Genomic DNA, 17,727 nt, shown 5'->3' on the forward strand with positions numbered 1-17,727 from the left:
GGTCTTTTATTTGATAAAAACTAACCAGATGCCGACAAGCAGCGCGCCGACCGAAAGACCAAAGTAGACGCCAATATAGCTCCAGTAAGCGCCAGGTTCCGCTGCGCGCTGAATTAAGCGCGGCGTTTGCGAACCTTTAACCGTTTTCTCAACGACGCCAGAGCGTAACCCTTTAATACCTTCCCGCAGGGTCCAGGCGACGATCATCAGTACGCCAATCACGATAAAAAGCGTTTTGTCTTCCATGCTTATTTTCCTTGTCTCTTTTGCAGTTCAAGCAATTGTTCCGGCGTTACGGCCGGATAGCCCTGGGCATCGTCGGGAACCTGATGCAGGGAGGGAATTGGCACTAACGGGCCGAGGAAACGGGGTTCACGTTTAAACAGATACAGATCGGCCAGCGCGCCAAAACGTGCGCCAAACTCGCGTACCCGAACCGTCAGCATATCTTTTGGCGACGGCACGGCGTAGCACTGCGCCTGAATCCCCATATGCAACGCGATAAACAGTGCGCGTTCGCAGTGGAAACGCTGGGTAATGATGATGAAGTCATTGGTGTCAAAGACTTTACGGGTGCGGACAATCGAATCGAGCGTGCGGAATCCAGCGTAATCTAACACAATATCGGCAGGATCGACGCCAGCGGCAATTAGATCTTTGCGCATCGTCATCGGTTCGTTATAGCTTTGCAGGGCGTTGTCGCCGCTGAGCAGCAGATAGTTAACTTTGCCGCTGTTATAGGCGTTCAACGCGCCCTGAATACGATAGCGATAATACTGGTTGATCACCCCAGTACGATAATATTTGGCCGTGCCGAGCACCACGCCAACCTGGCGGTAGGGCAGGTCCTGAAGCTCGTCGTAAATATAGGGGGCAGTTTTCCAGCTCATCCAGCGATCAAGGCCCAGCACGATCAACAGCAGCAAGCCGATCAGGACCAACAGGCTGTAGAGGGCGCGCTTTAGCATGAAGAAAACTCTGTCACTGGATGAAATTTCAATCAGGCTACTGTACCCGCTGGCGAAGCGCAAGAAACAGCAGTCTGATTGGGGGGATTTTCAGCAATACGTGAAACAAGCGTAGGTCTGATAAACGTTGCGCCATCAGGTGGTTAGACCGGATAGCGATGAAAACGCCTTATCCAGCCTGTGCGCGGACGCCATCAGACAATTAGCCCAAAAGTACGCGATCGATGTTGCTGCAGCCCAGCGCTTTCAGCGTGGCGGCGGTGGCATCCCACTGGATCAGCGGCGCGTCGGCTTTTTCCGCCAGCACCGCACGCTGAATATCGGCATAACCATAGCCGTTCAGATTCAACATAATCAGCGCGCCCTGTAGCGGTGGGATGGTCGGGTTAAATGCGGCGTTTTCGCCATAGCTTCCGCTAAAGATACGTCCATCTTTGCACTCCAGCGCTACACCGCTCGGTGACTGGCTGTACGGCATATGACTGCGGCTCGCGGCGGCAATGGCCGCTTGCGTCAGCGCATCTCCCTGAGGGGCGAAACCGTGATCCTGTTCGTCCATCAGCAGCGTTTTGATGTCGAGATCTTTCGGTCCAAACGCGTCCGGCAAATAGTCGCGCAGCGTATGCGGTTCCCGACCGGGCAGATGAATGCGCAGATCCAGCCCGCTGTTGAGTTCGTTCATAAACTGGCGGCAGTGGCCGCACGGGGTGTAGTTAACGGTGATTGCGGCGAGACCTTTCTCGCCGCGCAACCAGGCGTGGCTGATGGCGCTTTGTTCAGCGTGAACCGTTTGTTGCATCGTCGCGCCGAGGAATTCCATATTGGCGCCGAAATACCACGTTCCGCTCACGCCGCGCGCAATTGCGCCAACGTTAAAGTTCGACAACGGCGTACAGGCGCAGGCCGCCGCCAGCGGCAGCAGCGCAAATGCCAGTGCGTCTTCGTCCAGTCCCGTTGCGCTTTTAAGCATTGATACCTGCTCAGCCGTCAGCGACGCGGGGAAATGCGTATCTGCCAGAATGGGCGCCAGCGCGGATTGCAGGTTGTCCGCAAGTTGGCTAAACGCAGTGTGAAAACGTGGGTGCATGGCGTTGCCTCATAACAATGTATTGGGATCGTAGTGTACGGGCCTGTTATGGCTATATGTGTGATCTAATTCTCATTGTGTATGCAACTTATGAAACATAAATTAAAAATGCGCGACGTATCGCAAATTTTAGCCCACAACCGCGAGAATAACCGGAAACAGGAACGGGGCGATCAGCGAGGTAATAATCCCGCAAATCACCAGAGCCAGCGAACTGAATGCGCCTTCCTGATAATCCAGCTCCGCACAGCGGGCGGTGCCGAGGGCGTGGGACGCGGTGCCCATCGCCAGTCCGCGTGCGGCTTTGGTTTTAATGCGCATGGCGTTTAACAGGGTATGACCAAAGACGGCACCGAGTATACCGACGAAAATCACGCACACGGCGCTGACCGCCGGAATGCCGCCGATGCTGCCGCCCACGGCCATCGCAATCGGCGTAGTGACGGATTTCGGTAAGACGGAGGCGGCGATTTCAGGCGTGGCGCCCATCAACAGCGCCACTGTGGTGCCGGTCACCATCGCCACAACGCTGCCAACAAAACAGATAGTAATGATTGACTTCCAGCGGGCGCGAATCTGATGCAGCTGTTCATACAGTGGATAGGCCAGCGCCACGACCGCCGGTTGCAGCAGGTCATTCAGCACTTCGCTACCTTTAAAATAGCTGTCGTAGGAGATGCCGGTCAGCAGGAGGAACGGGATAATCACCACCATCGCCACCAGCAGCGGATTCAGTAAAGGAAATTTAAACCGTGTCGCCAGTTTGCGCGCGCCGAAAAAAACCGCCAGCGTCAGCGGTAAAGACCACCAGATTGACGACATCATTCTTTAGATCCTTCCTGACCCACCACTTTCCGTTCACCGTGAACCAGATGTGAACTCCAGCTCACGACCAGAAACACCACCAGCGTACTGATCGCACACGACACCACCACCGGGCCAAACTGCGCGCGCAGCAGATCGAAGTACTGCATCACGCCGACGCCAATCGGCACAAATAACAGCGCCATATAGCGAATCAGCACATAGCAGCCAGGATTCACCCATTTCGCCGGGATAATTTGCAGCGCCAGCAGCACAAACAGGATCAGCATCCCGATGATGCTGCCAGAAATGGCGACAGGCAGCAGGGACGCAATAAAAATGCCTGCATACAGACAGGCATAAATCAGCACGAAAGCGCGTAAGTATTGCCAGATGATATTCAGTGTCTTGCTCATGTTGAAATTCCTCGAAGCGACGGATTCATCATACAATTAAACTTTAAAACGTGCTATCGATCACATCATGAATTCTTAGCATACTGAACATAGACAGCGGGAACATTGGGCAATATCCCCAATACGTGATGCTAAACTTGTGCCAGCAGTTGCAGAAAACGACTCAGCGCGCTGGACGGCGTCTCATTATTGCGCCAGAACACGCCCACGCTGCCTTTTTGTTCAATCTTCGGCAGGTTGAGGATCACCAGCTGTCCCTGGCTGGCATAGCGCTGCGCCAGCCGTAAAGAAAGGATAGAGATCATATCGCTGCTTTGCAGCAGGTTAGTACTGACGTTCATCGATGCCGACTCGATGGTGTTCTCCGGCAACATCACTCCGTTATCGACCAGCGCGTTATCAATGCTCAGGCGGATAGGTGTTCCCGTCGGCCAGACGATCCAGCGCCAGTGCGCAAGATCGGCCCAGCTCAGGGTGTCAAACTTCGCTAATGGATGGTGGGGACGGGCGACAAAGCAAACGGGTTCGGTATACAGCACCTGATAATTGAGCGGAAGCTGCAGTGCCCGCCCACCGACGCGGCCGACCACGACATCCACGGAACCGGCAAGCAGGTCGTGCAGCAGCGGCGTCATGACCTTTTCTTCAATGTTAAGGTGCAGCGTCGGCATCTCCACGAGCAGATTGAGGATCGCCTGCGACACACAGTCGGTCGCCACTGGCGAGCAGCCAATCTTCAGGCTCCCTACCAGCCCGCCTTCTTTAAAGCGCGCCATTTCATACTGTGAACGCTCCATGTCATTGATTAAACGCTGGGCGTGTTGCAGCAGCAACTTGCCGCCTTCCGAGGGGCGCAGGCCTTTACTGTGACGTTCAAAGAGCGTGATCCCCATCTCATCTTCGAGCTGTGACAGCCATTTCGACAGCGCGGGCTGGGTGATATTCATCATTCGTGCAACGTGCGTGAGATTCCCTTGTTCGCCTAGCGCCACCAGCATTTGCAGATGGTGCAGCTTCAGTTTTTGCGCCCAGTTTGCCATCAGCGATAACCTCCAGGTTATGTCTCTGCATGAAATGCCATTGTACATTTTATCGCCCAGTCTACAAACTCGTAACATACCAAAAACAAAACAACATCTGTCCCTACCTGCACCGAGGCATTCACTATGACTCAACGACGTGAACTACAAGCCCTGATCGATGCTGCTCCTGTCAGCAAGACACAGTGGCGGGTGATCATCTGCTGCTTTCTGGTGGTCATGCTTGATGGTTTTGATACCGCAGCCATTGGCTTTATTGCACCCGATATTCGTACCCACTGGCAGTTAACTGCCGGAGACCTCGCTCCGCTGTTTGGCGCAGGTCTGTTAGGACTTACCGCCGGCGCCTTACTTTGCGGACCGCTGTCTGACCGTTTCGGTCGCAAACGAGTGATTGAGCTCTGCGTGGCGTTGTTTGGTGCGCTGAGCCTGATCTCCGCCTTTTCGCCGGATTTGCAAACGCTGGTTATCCTGCGCTTTCTGACCGGTCTGGGCCTCGGCGGTGCTATGCCCAACACCATCACCATGACCTCTGAATACTTGCCTGCCCGCCGCCGCGGTGCGCTGGTCACCCTGATGTTCTGTGGCTTTACGCTCGGTTCAGCGATGGGCGGAATTGTCAGCGCGCAGCTGGTGCCGGTTATTGGCTGGCACGGGATTCTGGTCCTCGGCGGCGTGTTACCGCTGATGCTGTTCTTCGTCCTGCTCGCGGTCCTGCCGGAATCTCCACGCTGGCAGGTCCGTCGCCAGTTGCCGCAGGCAACCATCGCCAGAACGGTCAGCGCGATCACCGGCGAACGTTACGACAATACCCAGTTTTACCTCCAGGAGGCGGCGGCGATAGCCAAAGGCAGCATTCGTCAGCTGTTTGTTGGCCGCCAGTTGCCCATTACCCTGATGTTATGGGTGGTGTTCTTCATGAGTCTGTTAATCATCTATCTGCTGTCGAGCTGGATGCCGACGCTGTTGAACCATCGTGGGATTGACCTGCAGCAGGCTTCCTGGGTGACGGCGGCGTTCCAGATTGGCGGTACGCTCGGCGCGCTGGCATTGGGCGTGCTGATGGATAAACACAATCCCTTCCGGGTGCTGGCTACGAGCTACGCGCTGGGAGCGGTATGCATTGTCATGATTGGCCTGAGCGAAAACGGTTTATGGCTGATGGCGCTGGCGATTTTCGGTACCGGGGTAGGTATCAGCGGATCGCAGGTGGGCCTCAATGCCTTAACCGCCACGCTCTATCCCACCCAGAGTCGGGCGACGGGCGTGAGCTGGTCCAACGCGGTGGGGCGCTGCGGAGCGATTGTCGGTTCGCTTTCCGGCGGCGTGATGATGGCGATGAATTTCTCTTTCGACACCTTGTTTTTCATTATCGCTGTTCCGGCGGCCATTAGCGCGGTGATGTTAGCCGTACTTACGGTAGTTGTCCGCCAGTCAGCCTCTGTCCCTGATGCTATGCCGCACGCAAGCGTCGTGAACGAATAAGGAGAATCCCTATGTCAGACCATAATCAGGATGTTAAAAACAGCCGTCAGCAGTTTTATCAGCATATTTCGGGGCAGAACCTGACCCCGCTGTGGGAATCGCTGCATCATCTGGTACCACAAACGCCGAATCCGACCTGTGCGCCAGCATACTGGAACTACCAGGAAATTCGTCCGCTGCTGCTGGAAAGCGGCAACCTGATTGGCGCGAAAGAGGCGATTCGTCGCGTGCTGGTACTGGAAAACCCGATGCTGCGCGGTCAGTCCTCAATTACGTCAACGCTCTATGCGGGACTGCAGCTCATCATGCCGGGCGAAGTCGCTCCCAGCCATCGTCATAACCAGTCGGCGTTACGCTTTATTGTGGAAGGGAAAGGGGCATTTACCGCCGTGGACGGTGAACGCACCCAGATGCACACCGGCGATTTTATTCTGACCCCGCAGTGGCAATGGCACGACCACGGCAACCCTGGCGATGAGCCGGTTGTCTGGCTGGACGGTCTGGATCTGCCGCTGGTGAACATTCTGGGCTGTGGCTTTGCCGAGGATTACCCGGAAGATCAGCAGCCAGTTTCACGCAAAGAGGGCGACTATCTGCCGCGCTATGCCGCCAATATGCTGCCGCTGCGCCATCAGAAAGGCAATTCATCGCCAATTTTCAACTATCGCTATGACCGCAGCCGCGACGCGCTGCACGACCTGACCCGTCTGGGCGATGCCGACGAGTGGGATGGCTACAAAATGCGCTATGTCAACCCGGTGACCGGCGGCTACCCGATGCCATCGATGGGGACGTTCCTGCAACTGTTACCAAAAGGCTTTACCTCGCGAGTGGCGCGTACCACTGACAGCACCATTTATCACGTGGTTGAAGGGGCGGGTGATGTCACCGTCGGCAACGAGACGTTCCATTTCTCAGCCAAAGATATTTTTGTGGTTCCGACCTGGCACGGCGTGTCATTCAAAACCACCGATGAGACCGTTTTATTCAGTTTTTCGGACCGACCGGTACAGGAAGCCCTCGGGTTGTTCCGCGAAGCCCGCTATTAATTTGGGAGAGAACCATGACTCAGTATGTATTTGCACCACAGGCCCCCGTTACTGTCCCGGTTGTCGGCAGCGATGCGCAGTTCCCCGTCCGTCGCGTGTACTGCGTGGGGCGTAACTACGCCGCCCATGCCCGCGAAATGGGGTTTGATCCGGACCGAGAGCCGCCGTTCTTTTTCTGTAAGCCTGCCGATGCGATTGTGCCGGTTGCCGCAGGCGAAACGTTAGCGCTGCCATACCCGGCGCAAACGGATAACTATCACTATGAAATTGAGCTGGTGGTCGCCATCGGCAAAAAGGGCAGCGATATCCCGTTAGAAAACGCTCATGAGTATATCTGGGGCTATGCCACCGGACTGGACATGACCCGCCGCGATCGCCAGATGGAGATGCGTCAGATGGGACGTCCGTGGGAAATCGGCAAAGCGTTCGATCTCTCTGCGCCCATCGCGCCGCTGCATAAAGCGGATGAAATTGCGGATATCACCTCTGCGCCCATCTGGTTACAGGTGAATGGCGACGATCATCAGCGCAGCGATATTCGCCATCTAATCTGGTCGGTAAATGAAACGATCAGCTATCTGTCCGGCTTCTTCGAACTGCAACCGGGCGACCTGATCTTCACCGGCACGCCGGAAGGCGTGGGTGCCGTAGTGAAAGGGGATGTGATCACCGGAGGCGTGGACGGACTGACGCCTATCGCTGTGAAGATTGTCTGAGGTGATGTATGAAGCTGTACAGTTTTTTTAACAGTTCGGCGTCGTACCGCGTGCGTATCGCGCTGGCATTAAAGGGCATCGACTACCACACGGTGGGCGTCAATATCCGTATTGGGCAGCAAAATGAACTGGCCTACCGGCGGATGAATCCGGTGGGGCTGGTACCAACGCTGGTAACCGATGATGGCGAAGCGCTGGGCCAGTCGCTGGCGATTATCGACTGGCTGGACCGGCATTTTCCGCAATCACGCTTGCTGCCCGTCAGCGATCCGGCGCGCACGCAGGTGCTGGAGATTGTCTATGCCATCGCTTGCGATATTCATCCGGTTAATAACCTGCGGGTGCTGCGCTATCTGAGCGAGGAACTGAAGGTCAGTGAAGAAGAGAAAAAACGCTGGTACGCGCACTGGATCCAGCAGGGGTTAAGCGCCGTTGAGCAGCTACTGCGTCAGAGTCAGTCGCAGAACTTCTGCGTGGGTAATGCACCGACGCTTGCCGACTGCTGTCTGGTCCCGCAATGGGCGAATGCGTTAAGAATGGGGTGCGATCTGAGCGGCTATCCGCGCTGCAAAGCCGTGTATGACGCCTGCACACAGCTCCCGGCGTTCATCGCCGCTGCCCCGGAAAATCAACAAGATAAAATCTCAGCCTGAGAAGGAGAATGACAATGGCTAAAGTGACGAGCGCAATTATTGTCGGCGGCGGAATTGGCGGGGCAGCCACCGCGCTTTCGCTGGCGCGTCAGGGTATCAAAGTGATGCTGCTGGAAAAAGCCCATGAAATTGGCGAGATCGGCGCGGGCATTCAGCTCGGTCCCAACGCCTTCTCTGCGCTGGACAGCCTCGGCGTCGGCGACGTCGCGCGTCAGCGTGCGGTGTTTACCGACCACATCACCATGATGGATGCCGTGAACGCGGAAGAAGTGGTGCACATCGAGACCGGGCAGGCCTTTCGCGACCATTTCGGCGGTCCGTATGCGGTCATCCACCGGGTCGATATTCACGCTTCCGTCTGGGAATCCGTACTGACTCATCCAAACGTTGAGTACCGGACCTCGACCAATGTGGTCGACATTCGCCAGACGGCGGACGACGTAACGGTGTTCGACGAGCAGGGGAATAGCTGGACCGCCGATATTCTGGTCGGTTGTGATGGCGTGAAGTCGGTGGTGCGTCAGAGTTTGCTGGGCGATTCGCCGCGCGTGACCGGACACGTCGTTTACCGTGCGGTGATTGACTGTGCGGACATGCCGGAAGACCTGCGCATTAACGCGCCAGTGCTCTGGGCCGGGCCGCATTGCCACCTCGTGCACTACCCGCTGCGCGGCGGCAAGCAGTACAACCTGGTTGTCACCTTCCACAGCCGCCAGCAGGAGGAGTGGGGCGTGAAAGACGGCAGTAAGGAAGAGGTGCTGTCGTATTTCGCCGGGATCCATCCGCGCCCGCGGCAGATGCTGGATAAACCCACGACCTGGCGTCGCTGGTCAACCGCCGATCGCGAACCGGTAGAGAAATGGGGCACTGAGCGCATCACGCTGGTGGGCGATGCCGCGCACCCGGTGGCGCAGTACATGGCGCAGGGGGCCTGTATGGCGCTGGAAGATGCTGTGACGCTGGGTAAAGCGCTGGAGCAGTGCGATGGCGATGCGGCGAAAGCCTTTGCGCTGTATGAGTCGGTACGCATTCCACGCACGGCGCGCATCGTCTGGTCGACGCGCGAAATGGGGCGCGTGTATCACGCAGCAGGCGTGGAGCGTCAGGTGCGAAACCTGTTGTGGAAAGGTAAATCGCAGGCGGAGTTTTATCGCGGCATGGAATGGCTGTACGGCTGGAAAGAAGATAACTGTCTTCTGCCACGCTGAGAATACAGGCGCTTTGCGTCGTCATCCGGCAAAAGGTTTTGCTCATCGCACAGAGGCGCTATGATAGCGCCTCTTTTTTTGCGGATAACGATATGCGTGTTTTACTGGCGCCGATGGAAGGCGTACTTGATTCACTGGTGCGCGAACTTCTGACGGAAGTGAATGACTACGATCTTTGCATCACCGAATTTGTGCGCGTGGTGGATCAACTCTTGCCAGTAAAAGTCTTTCATCGACTCTGTCCCGAACTGCTCAACGGTAGCCGGACCCCATCCGGCACCTTAGTGCGCGTGCAACTGTTAGGGCAGTATCCTCAGTGGCTGGCGGAAAATGCCGCCCGCGCCGTGGAACTCGGTTCTTACGGTGTTGATCTTAACTGCGGGTGTCCGTCAAAAATGGTCAACGGCAGCGGCGGCGGTGCGACGCTGCTGAAGGACCCGGAACTCATCTATCTGGGCGCGAAAGCGATGCGTGAAGCGGTGCCGGCGCATCTGCCGGTGACGGTGAAAGTGCGTCTGGGCTGGGACAGCGGCGACAAAAAGTTTGAGATTGCAGATGCCGTCCAGCAGGCCGGGGCGAGTGAACTGGTTGTACACGGGCGCACCAAAGAGCAGGGCTATAAGGCGGAACATATCAACTGGCAAGCGATTGGCGAAATTCGCGAGCGACTGTCTATTCCGGTGGTTGCCAACGGTGAAATCTGGGACTGGCAAAGCGCCCAGGAATGCCTGGCGGTCAGTGGCTGTGACGCGGTGATGATTGGCCGCGGGGCATTAAACATTCCCAACCTCAGCCGGGTGGTGAAGTATAACGAGCCGCGAATGCCATGGCCGCAGGTTGTCGAACTGCTGAAAAAGTATACCCGTCTGGAAAAACAGGGCGACACCGGTTTATATCATGTCGCGCGTATTAAACAATGGCTGGGCTATTTGCGAAAAGAATATGAAGAAGCCACGGACGTTTTCCAGTCGATTCGCGCCTTAAATAATTCACCGGATATTGCCCGCGCGATCCAGTCGATTGAAATTTAATATTATTGAGCTGCATATATTCTGCTTGGATATATTTTGCCAGGTGTGACTTTTCATTGCTGAAGATGTTATGCCACGCGTAACTAAAAAAGCGCGCACAACAACGGGTAAGCTCCGCGCACCTTTTCTTATCAGAATATTTTAATGACTCGTTACTCTTTTCACGCGCTGAAAGCGGGCTTTCCGCTGGTTATTCTGCTCGCGGGATGTGCTCCCATGCATGACACTCAACAGACGCTGACTCAACAACTTCCCGCTTCTCACGTAGATTCGGCGCTGCCGTCAGCGTTGAAGAACGGGTGGCCCGGAAGCCAGTGGTGGCAGGATTATCATGACGCACAGTTGAACGAGTTAGTGAAGAACGCACTTTCCCGTTCTCCGGATATGCAGGTGGCGGAACAGCGAATCAGACTGGCCGAAGCGCAGGCTAAAGCCGTTGAAGCCCAGGATGGGCCGCAGGTCGATTTCTCCGCCAATGCCGAACGGCAGAAAATGTCCGCGGAAGGCATCATGGGGCCGTTTGCCCTGAACGATCCGGCCGCAGGCACGACGGGGCCGTGGTACACCAACGGTACGTTTGGCCTGACGGCCGGTTGGGATCTCGATTTATGGGGCAAGAACCGCGCGGAAGTGACCGCGCGCATCGGGGCGGTGAAAGCGCGGGAAGCCGAGCGAGAGCAAACCCGCCAACTGTTAGCCAGCGGCGTGACGCGGCTTTACTGGGAATGGCAGACCGAGGCGGCGCTGAGCAAACTGCTGACCCAAATTGAACGGGAACAGCGCAACATCATTGATAGCGATCGCCAGTTGTACAATAACGGCATCACCTCTTCGGTAGAAGGCGTGGAAACGGATATCGATGACAGTAAAACCCAGCAGCAGTTGAATGAGGTTGCCGGGAAGATGAAGGTGATTGAGGCGCGTCTGAGCGCGCTGACCAACACGCAGTCGGCGGCGCTGAAGCTGCATCCGGTGAACCTGCCAAAAGTGGAAAGCCAGTTACCGACGCAGCTGGGCTACTCCTTACTGGCGCGCAGAGCGGATTTACAGGCGGCGCACTGGGTGATCGAATCGTCAATGAGCAGCGTGGAGGCGGCGAAGGCGGCGTTCTACCCCGACGTCAATCTGATGGCCTTTTTGCAACAGGATGCGCTGCATCTGAGCGATCTGTTCCGCCGTTCCGCCCAGCAGATGGGCGTGACCGCGGGCCTGACGCTGCCGATCTTCGACAGTGGCAGACTGAATGCCAACCTTGATATCGCTCAGGCGCAGAACAATTTGTCGATCGCCCGTTATAACAAAGCTGTCGTTGATGCGGTAAATGACGTGGCGCGCACGGCCAGTCAGGTGGCGACGCTGATGCAGAAAAATCAGCATCAGCAGCAGATTGAACATGACGCCGATCGAGTGGTCAGCCTGGCGCAGGCGCGCTATAACGCCGGGATTATCGCAGGCTCTCTCGTTAGCAAGGCCAGAATTCCCGCGCTGCGCGAGCAGAGTAACGGACTGATTTTGCAGGGGCAGTGGCTGGATGCCTCCATCCAGCTTACCAGCGCGCTCGGCGGCGGTTACCATCATTCCTGATTATTTCGGTTGCTTCGTAGAGAGTTTCTATACTTAAGGCTCAGTTCTGTTGCAACCGGAGGATGATATGGCAAAAGCAGCAATCGTGACGGCTTCCGATTCAGGTATTGGCAAGGCGTGCGCCCTTCAGTTAGCGAAAGCGGGATTTGATATCGGCATCACCTGGCATTCAGACGAGCAGGGAGCGCGTGATACCGCCCGTGAGGTGGAAAGTCATGGCGTCCGGGCGGAGACCCTTCAACTGGACCTGAGCCAGCTGCCGCAGGGTGCACAGGCGCTGGAACATCTGATTGCGCGCTTTGGCCGGATCGATGTGCTGGTCAATAACGCGGGAACGATGAGCAAATCCGCATTCCTGGAGACCTCCTTTGACGACTGGCGGCAGATATTTACGGTCGATGTCGATGGGGCGTTTCTCTGCTCACAGCTGGCGGCCCGCCAGATGGTGAAGCAGGGACAGGGGGGGCGCATTATCAATATTACCTCGGTGCACGAACATACCCCGTTACCTGAGGCCAGCGCCTACACGGCGGCGAAACATGCTCTCGGCGGACTCACCAAAGCCATGGCGCTTGAGCTGGTCCGCCACAACATTCTGGTTAACGCTGTGGCGCCTGGGGCGATAGCCACGCCGATGAATGATATGGATGACAGTGACGTTAAGCCGGGAACCGAGCCGTCAATCCCGCTGGGAAGACCTGGGTCGACGCGGGAAATCGCCAGTCTGGTCGCCTGGCTGTGCTCGGAAGAGGCGGGTTATACCACCGGGCAATCGTTTATTGTGGATGGGGGATTTATGCTGGCCAATCCCCAGTTCAGGCCGGAATAACCCGCTTACCCCACCTGTTTACGGCTGCGGCGTTTCAGCCACCAGCGAACGCCGATCACCAGCACCACTGCCAGAATCAGCCAGATCCAATGTTTGAGATGCTGATCGAGATGATGCAACCATGGCGCGACCACTTCACCTCCTGCATAACCCAGGGTGGTGAAGATCAGCGCCCAGACCAGCGCGCCAAGGATATTCAGCGGTAAAAAAATCTTTGGCGGCAGATGGCTGGCGCCAATCAACAGCGGGCCAATCACGCGAAACCCGTACATAAATCGGGTGCCGATCACGAACAGATACGGGCGACGCTGGATTATCTTCTGCGCCTGACGAATTTTGTCACGATGACGTGCAAAGCGGCGCAGGATCCTGCCACCAAAGCGGCGTCCCAGCAGATAGAGTAACTGATCGCCTATCATGCCGCCTAAGGCCACGGCCACGACCACGAGGGGGAACTTGAGTAATCCCTGATGCGCCGCTACGCCCCCCAGCAGAGTAATGGTTTCGCCTTCCGCCAGACTTCCAACCACCAGCGCGGCATAACCGTATTGCGCAATAAGACTGTTTATATCCATACGTATGTATGACCTCCACAATGGTAAGCATACACCCTCTGAATTCGTGATGCTCAAAAAGGGCCATCAGGCGCGGCGGCATTTCTTTATCTGTACAATAAATAATCGCAAAGCTGAATTATACTTGAAGTGTTAGGTTCACAGCTGACAACAAGGGGGCGGTATGAACCATGTCTGGGGGCTGTTTTCTCATCCCAATCGTGAAATGCAGGTGATCAACAGCGAGAACGAAACGGTTTCGCATCACTACACCCACCATGTGCTTTTGATGGCGGCCATCCCGGTCATTTGTGCCTTCATTGGTACGACGCAAATCGGCTGGAATTTTGGCGACGGCACTGTCCTGAAGCTTTCTCTGTTTACGGGCCTGGTGCTGGCTGTTCTGTTCTATGCCGTGATGCTGGCGGGCGTGGCGATCATGGGGCGCGTGATCTGGTGGATGGCGCGGAGTTATCCGCAGCGTCCGTCTTTGACGCACTGTATGGTGTTTGCCGGTTATGTGGCGACGCCGCTGTTTCTTAGCGGTCTGGTGGCGCTGTATCCGCTGGTGTGGCTTTGCGCATTTGTCGGGACGGTAGCGTTGTTCTATACCGGCTATCTGCTCTATGTGGGCATTCCGACATTCCTGAATATCAATAAGGACGAAGGGCTGAGCTTCTCCAGTTCAACCCTGGCTATCGGCGTACTGGTACTGGAAGTGCTGCTGGCGCTGACCGTCATCCTCTGGGGATACGGCTATCGCTTGTTCTGATTATCGTGCTGCGTTGCTGGTGCAAAAGCCAGCAACGCAGCCTTTCCTGACGATTCTCTTCTGGCGGCAAGGTCATTAGCTCGCTATGATTCCTCTGCTAGCCTGAGCCATCCTGACTTCGGCGGTGCGTGTCATCACGCGTGAATCATTTTCTGAAATCTCATCATGCTGAAATTCCGAGTTTCCATACTGAGCCTGGCGCTGATGCTGGCTGTGCCTTATGCGCCGCAAGCGCTGGCAAAAACGGCGGCGGCTGCCGCGGCGTCTCAACCTGAGATTGCCTCCGGTAGTGCGATGATCGTGGATCTGAACACCAATAAGGTGATCTATTCGAACCATCCGGACCTGGTGCGTCCGATTGCGTCGATAACCAAATTAATGACGGCGATGGTGGTGCTTGATGCACAGCTGCCGCTGAACGAAAAACTGAAAGTGGATATCAGCCAGACGCCAGAGATGAAAGGGATCTACTCTCGCGTGCGGCTGAACAGTGAAATCAGCCGTAAAGATATGTTACTGCTGGCGCTGATGTCCTCGGAAAACCGGGCCGCAGCAAGCCTGGCGCACCATTATCCGGGCGGCTATAACGCCTTTATTAAGGCGATGAACGCGAAGGCAAAAGCGCTGGGCATGACCCGGACGCGTTTTGTGGAACCAACCGGTTTGTCGATTCACAACGTGTCGACGGCGCGCGATCTCACCAAACTGCTGATCGCCAGCAAGCAGTATCCGCTGATTGGGCAACTGAGCACCACGCGTGAAGATATGGCGACCTTCGCCAACCCGGCGTATACGCTGCCGTTTCGCAATACCAACCATCTGGTGTATCGCGACAACTGGAATATTCAGCTCACTAAAACTGGTTTCACCAACGCCGCAGGGCATTGCCTGGTGATGCGCACGGTAATCAACAATAAACCGGTGGCGCTGGTGGTAATGGATGCATTCGGCAAGTACACCCATTTTGCCGATGCCAGTCGTTTACGCACGTGGATCGAAACCGGGAAAGTGATGCCGGTTCCGGCGGCGGCATTGAGCTATAAAAAGCAAAAAGCCGCACAGATGGCTGCAGCGGGCGGCAATGCGGGTGAGCAGACCGCGCAAAACGATTAATTACTCCGGCAGCGTCCAGTCACCTTCGTTGAGTGGGCGCTGCATAATCAACGTATCCCGCCAGTCTCCTTTCTTATACCCGACGCTACGCAATTGTCCGGCAATCTCGAAACCGTGTTTTTTATGCAACCGCAGCGACCCGGGATTGTTATGCCCGTCGCCAATCACCGCCACCATCTGCCGCCATGGTCCTTCCTCGCAGCGGGTGATTAACGTCTGCATCAGCAGGCTGCCGATGCCGCGTCCGGTCATGCTGGCATCGACATAAATCGACTCTTCCAGGGTATAGCGATAGGCCGGGCGTGGGCGATATTGTGTGGCGTAGCAATAACCGACAACCACGCCGCGATAGAGCGCCACCAGCCACGGCAGACCATACTGCGCGACCGTACGCATACGTCGGCGCATCTCATCGATCGTCGGAGGCGTTTCTTCAAAAGAGGCGCGGCCATTCAACACATGCCACGCATATAACGAGGAGATCGCCTCTACGTCGTCGGGCAGCGCGTCGCGCACCGCAATATCGTTATCAGAAAGCGTATCGGCAACAGACATGGTTCTCACCTTTGCGAAGAAAACCGGAGTCCTCACGACTCCGGTACATCTGCTTACTTTTGCACGATATTTCGTGCAAATCCAGCCTGCGCCATTAAGCAGTTTACTGGAGTTAATCAGAAGAGGGGACTTTCCAGAATTTCTGCTTACTGGTCTTGCCTATTCCGGGATTCATACTGTTGGTCGGGTCATTTTCGCGATAAAAACGGGTCAGCGCGGGCGGTGCTTCATACAGATGCCCGACGTTATGCTCTGCCGGATATTGCGCACCGCGCTGTTGCAGCAGTTCCAGCATTTGCTCTTTCAACGCGTGAGCATCCACGCCTTTCTTCACGATGTAATCCTGGTGGAAGACATAGCACATAAAGTGACCGTAATAGAGTTTATGTACCAGTTGGCTGTCGATTTCCGCCGGCAGATGTTCATACCATTCGGTGTCATTGCGGCGCAGGGCGATATCCAGCGCCAGAATATCCTCCACCTCATCGGCATGAACCGCCTGGTAGCGAATCGCCGCGCCAGCGGCTGCAAAGCGGTGCAGGAAAGCCTTGCTGCCTTCTTCCGGCGTGCAGGCAAAGAAGTCGCCTTCTGCGGTTTTAAAAAATTCCGTGAGCCAGTTTTGCGCTTCAGCGACGCCATCGCCCGCCATTTTTAACAGCAGATGATGTTCATATTTATCGCGCCAGCTTTTCATGCGCGGCGGCAGATGACTCGGGAACAAGTGACCAAACTTTTGCATCGCGCGGTCGGTAAAGTGCGGACGGAAGAATTTCACCTTTTCCAGCATCGCATCGGTGCGGCCCTTCAGCGTGAAGAAGAACGGCATTTTGTCGGTGCCGAGCTTGTCAATCATCAGGAAGGTGTCTTTGCCGTACTGTTCAGCAATGTCGTAGATATCGCGGTGCATGTATTCACCCGCGACCGGCAGATTGTCGAACGTCGACAGAATATGGCGACGGAGCGCTGTCAGCACCTCGGGTTGGTTGGTGCCAATGTAAAACACCTGCTGGTTTTTTTCCGCTTCAAAGGTGTCGAGACGCACGGCGAAGACCGCCAGTTTCCCGGCGCAGCCGGAGGACTCGAACAGGCGCTCCGGGTCAGCGTTATAGCGCGCGGGGGTGTCGGCATCAATGTCTCTGACGCGGGTGACGTAGTTGTGGTCATGCGCATGACGCCCGTCGTGGCGGACATTTTCCTCTTTGATCCGCTCATCGTCCAATTGACTCAGGATCTGCTCCGGCGTTTGCCCCAGATCGATCCCCAAATGGTTAACCAGTTGCAGCTTGCCGTTTTCATCAATGCGGGCAAACAGGGACATTTCGGTATACGCCGGGCCTCTTTGCACCAGCGAGCCACCGGAGTTATTACAGATCCCACCAATGACCGACGCGCCGATACATGATGAGCCAATCACCGAGTGCGGTTCACGCCCCAGCGGTTTCAGCGCTTTTTCCAGTGAGTACAGCGTGGTGCCGGGATATGCCAGCACCTGCTCGCCTTTGCCCAACACGTGCAGTTTGTCGAGGCGCAGGGTGCTGATAATCACAATCTCGCGGTCATAGTCATTGCCGTTCGGCGTGGAACCTTCGGTCAGGCCGGTATTGGCGGCCTGCATCAGGATAATTTTATCGGCGTTGACGCAGGCGTTCAGCACGCGCCAGAGTTCCAGCAGCGATCCGGGAAAGACCACCGCCAGGGCGTCGCCCTGACCGGAACGGAAGCCCTTGCGATAGCGGGCGGTTTTAGCCGGTTCGGTAAGCAGGTGTGAATGTCCCACCAGACGGGCGAGCTCATTCAGGAAGGTTTTATTATCAGTTGTTGTAATGGAAGACATTTTCCACTCCTTGTGGTGGGACAAAATAT

Annotated in this window: 19 protein-coding genes; 10 read left to right on the forward strand and 9 right to left on the reverse strand. The window is 56.0% G+C overall.

Annotated features, from left to right (window positions below):
* Window positions 1-6: 6 nt before the first annotated feature.
* The 6 genes from JTI98_RS12335 to JTI98_RS12360 all read right to left on the reverse strand — a co-directional run bounded on the left by JTI98_RS12335 (window position 7) and on the right by JTI98_RS12360 (window position 4,315).
* Entirely contained in the window at window positions 7-246 is a 240-nt protein-coding gene (locus JTI98_RS12335; RefSeq protein ID WP_044258646.1) for a DUF2542 family protein, read from the reverse strand.
* A 2-nt stretch (window positions 247-248) separates the two neighbouring features.
* Window positions 249-968 (reverse strand): outer membrane permeability protein SanA, encoded by a 720-nt coding sequence (sanA, locus tag JTI98_RS12340; RefSeq protein WP_043000129.1) that lies wholly within the window; start codon window positions 966-968, stop codon window positions 249-251.
* Between the two features lie 202 nt (window positions 969-1,170).
* Window positions 1,171-2,055: a cytidine deaminase gene (cdd, locus tag JTI98_RS12345; RefSeq protein ID WP_043000130.1), complete on the reverse strand. Its 885-nt coding sequence runs from the start codon at window positions 2,053-2,055 to the stop codon at window positions 1,171-1,173.
* Between the two features lie 129 nt (window positions 2,056-2,184).
* Entirely contained in the window at window positions 2,185-2,880 is a 696-nt protein-coding gene (locus tag JTI98_RS12350; protein ID WP_044258648.1) for a CidB/LrgB family autolysis modulator, read from the reverse strand.
* Window positions 2,877-3,275, reverse strand: a complete 399-nt coding sequence (locus JTI98_RS12355) for a CidA/LrgA family protein (protein ID WP_043000132.1) — start codon at window positions 3,273-3,275, stop codon at window positions 2,877-2,879. Before JTI98_RS12355 ends, JTI98_RS12350 begins: the two co-directional genes overlap by 4 nt.
* A 131-nt stretch (window positions 3,276-3,406) precedes the next feature.
* Window positions 3,407-4,315 (reverse strand): LysR substrate-binding domain-containing protein, encoded by a 909-nt coding sequence (locus JTI98_RS12360; RefSeq protein ID WP_042317990.1) that lies wholly within the window; start codon window positions 4,313-4,315, stop codon window positions 3,407-3,409.
* 126 nt (window positions 4,316-4,441) lie between these two features.
* Between JTI98_RS12360 and JTI98_RS12365 the strand changes: the two genes are divergently transcribed.
* The 8 genes from JTI98_RS12365 to JTI98_RS12400 all read left to right on the forward strand — a co-directional run bounded on the left by JTI98_RS12365 (window position 4,442) and on the right by JTI98_RS12400 (window position 12,870).
* On the forward strand, window positions 4,442-5,800 hold the full coding sequence (locus JTI98_RS12365) for an aromatic acid/H+ symport family MFS transporter (RefSeq protein WP_043000133.1): 1,359 nt from the start codon (window positions 4,442-4,444) through the stop codon (window positions 5,798-5,800).
* 11 nt (window positions 5,801-5,811) lie between these two features.
* Entirely contained in the window at window positions 5,812-6,849 is a 1,038-nt protein-coding gene (gene gtdA / locus JTI98_RS12370; RefSeq protein ID WP_043000134.1) for a gentisate 1,2-dioxygenase, read from the forward strand.
* Between the two features lie 14 nt (window positions 6,850-6,863).
* Window positions 6,864-7,565 carry a fumarylacetoacetate hydrolase family protein gene (locus JTI98_RS12375; RefSeq protein ID WP_044258653.1) on the forward strand — a complete coding sequence of 234 codons (702 nt, stop codon included), beginning with the start codon at window positions 6,864-6,866 and terminating at the stop codon, window positions 7,563-7,565.
* An 8-nt stretch (window positions 7,566-7,573) separates the two neighbouring features.
* The gene (gene maiA, locus JTI98_RS12380; RefSeq protein WP_043000136.1) at window positions 7,574-8,218 is read left to right on the forward strand and encodes a maleylacetoacetate isomerase; all 645 of its coding nucleotides are present in this window, start codon (window positions 7,574-7,576) and stop codon (window positions 8,216-8,218) included.
* A 14-nt stretch (window positions 8,219-8,232) separates the two neighbouring features.
* On the forward strand, window positions 8,233-9,426 hold the full coding sequence (locus tag JTI98_RS12385; protein WP_043000137.1) for a 3-hydroxybenzoate 6-monooxygenase: 1,194 nt from the start codon (window positions 8,233-8,235) through the stop codon (window positions 9,424-9,426).
* A 92-nt stretch (window positions 9,427-9,518) separates the two neighbouring features.
* Window positions 9,519-10,457, forward strand: coding sequence for a tRNA dihydrouridine(16) synthase DusC (dusC, locus tag JTI98_RS12390; RefSeq protein ID WP_043000138.1), 939 nt, complete (start codon window positions 9,519-9,521; stop codon window positions 10,455-10,457).
* A gap of 144 nt (window positions 10,458-10,601) precedes the next feature.
* A complete protein-coding gene (gene mdtQ, locus JTI98_RS12395) occupies window positions 10,602-12,041 on the forward strand; it encodes a multidrug resistance outer membrane protein MdtQ (RefSeq protein ID WP_216081308.1) in 1,440 nt (479 codons plus the stop codon).
* A gap of 67 nt (window positions 12,042-12,108) precedes the next feature.
* Complete coding sequence (locus JTI98_RS12400) at window positions 12,109-12,870, forward strand: SDR family oxidoreductase (protein WP_044258656.1); 762 nt, start codon at window positions 12,109-12,111, stop codon at window positions 12,868-12,870.
* Between the two features lie 5 nt (window positions 12,871-12,875).
* Here JTI98_RS12400 and JTI98_RS12405 read toward each other — a convergent pair whose 3' ends face one another.
* The gene (locus JTI98_RS12405) at window positions 12,876-13,445 is read right to left on the reverse strand and encodes a DedA family protein (RefSeq protein WP_216081309.1); all 570 of its coding nucleotides are present in this window, start codon (window positions 13,443-13,445) and stop codon (window positions 12,876-12,878) included.
* A 163-nt stretch (window positions 13,446-13,608) separates the two neighbouring features.
* Between JTI98_RS12405 and JTI98_RS12410 the strand changes: the two genes are divergently transcribed.
* Together JTI98_RS12410 and pbpG are read left to right on the forward strand one after the other, a co-directional pair.
* On the forward strand, window positions 13,609-14,196 hold the full coding sequence (locus JTI98_RS12410) for a Yip1 family protein (RefSeq protein ID WP_043000142.1): 588 nt from the start codon (window positions 13,609-13,611) through the stop codon (window positions 14,194-14,196).
* 165 nt (window positions 14,197-14,361) lie between these two features.
* Window positions 14,362-15,309, forward strand: a complete 948-nt coding sequence (pbpG, locus tag JTI98_RS12415) for a D-alanyl-D-alanine endopeptidase (RefSeq protein WP_216081310.1) — start codon at window positions 14,362-14,364, stop codon at window positions 15,307-15,309.
* Here pbpG and JTI98_RS12420 read toward each other — a convergent pair whose 3' ends face one another.
* Window positions 15,310-15,864: a GNAT family N-acetyltransferase gene (locus JTI98_RS12420; protein ID WP_043000144.1), complete on the reverse strand. Its 555-nt coding sequence runs from the start codon at window positions 15,862-15,864 to the stop codon at window positions 15,310-15,312.
* A gap of 112 nt (window positions 15,865-15,976) precedes the next feature.
* Complete coding sequence (gene dld, locus JTI98_RS12425; RefSeq protein WP_046401795.1) at window positions 15,977-17,698, reverse strand: D-lactate dehydrogenase; 1,722 nt, start codon at window positions 17,696-17,698, stop codon at window positions 15,977-15,979.
* Window positions 17,699-17,727 lie beyond the last annotated feature (29 nt).

This window comes from Citrobacter sp. MGH 55 (genome assembly GCF_016906145.1).
GTDB lineage: Bacteria > Pseudomonadota > Gammaproteobacteria > Enterobacterales > Enterobacteriaceae > Citrobacter_A > Citrobacter_A amalonaticus.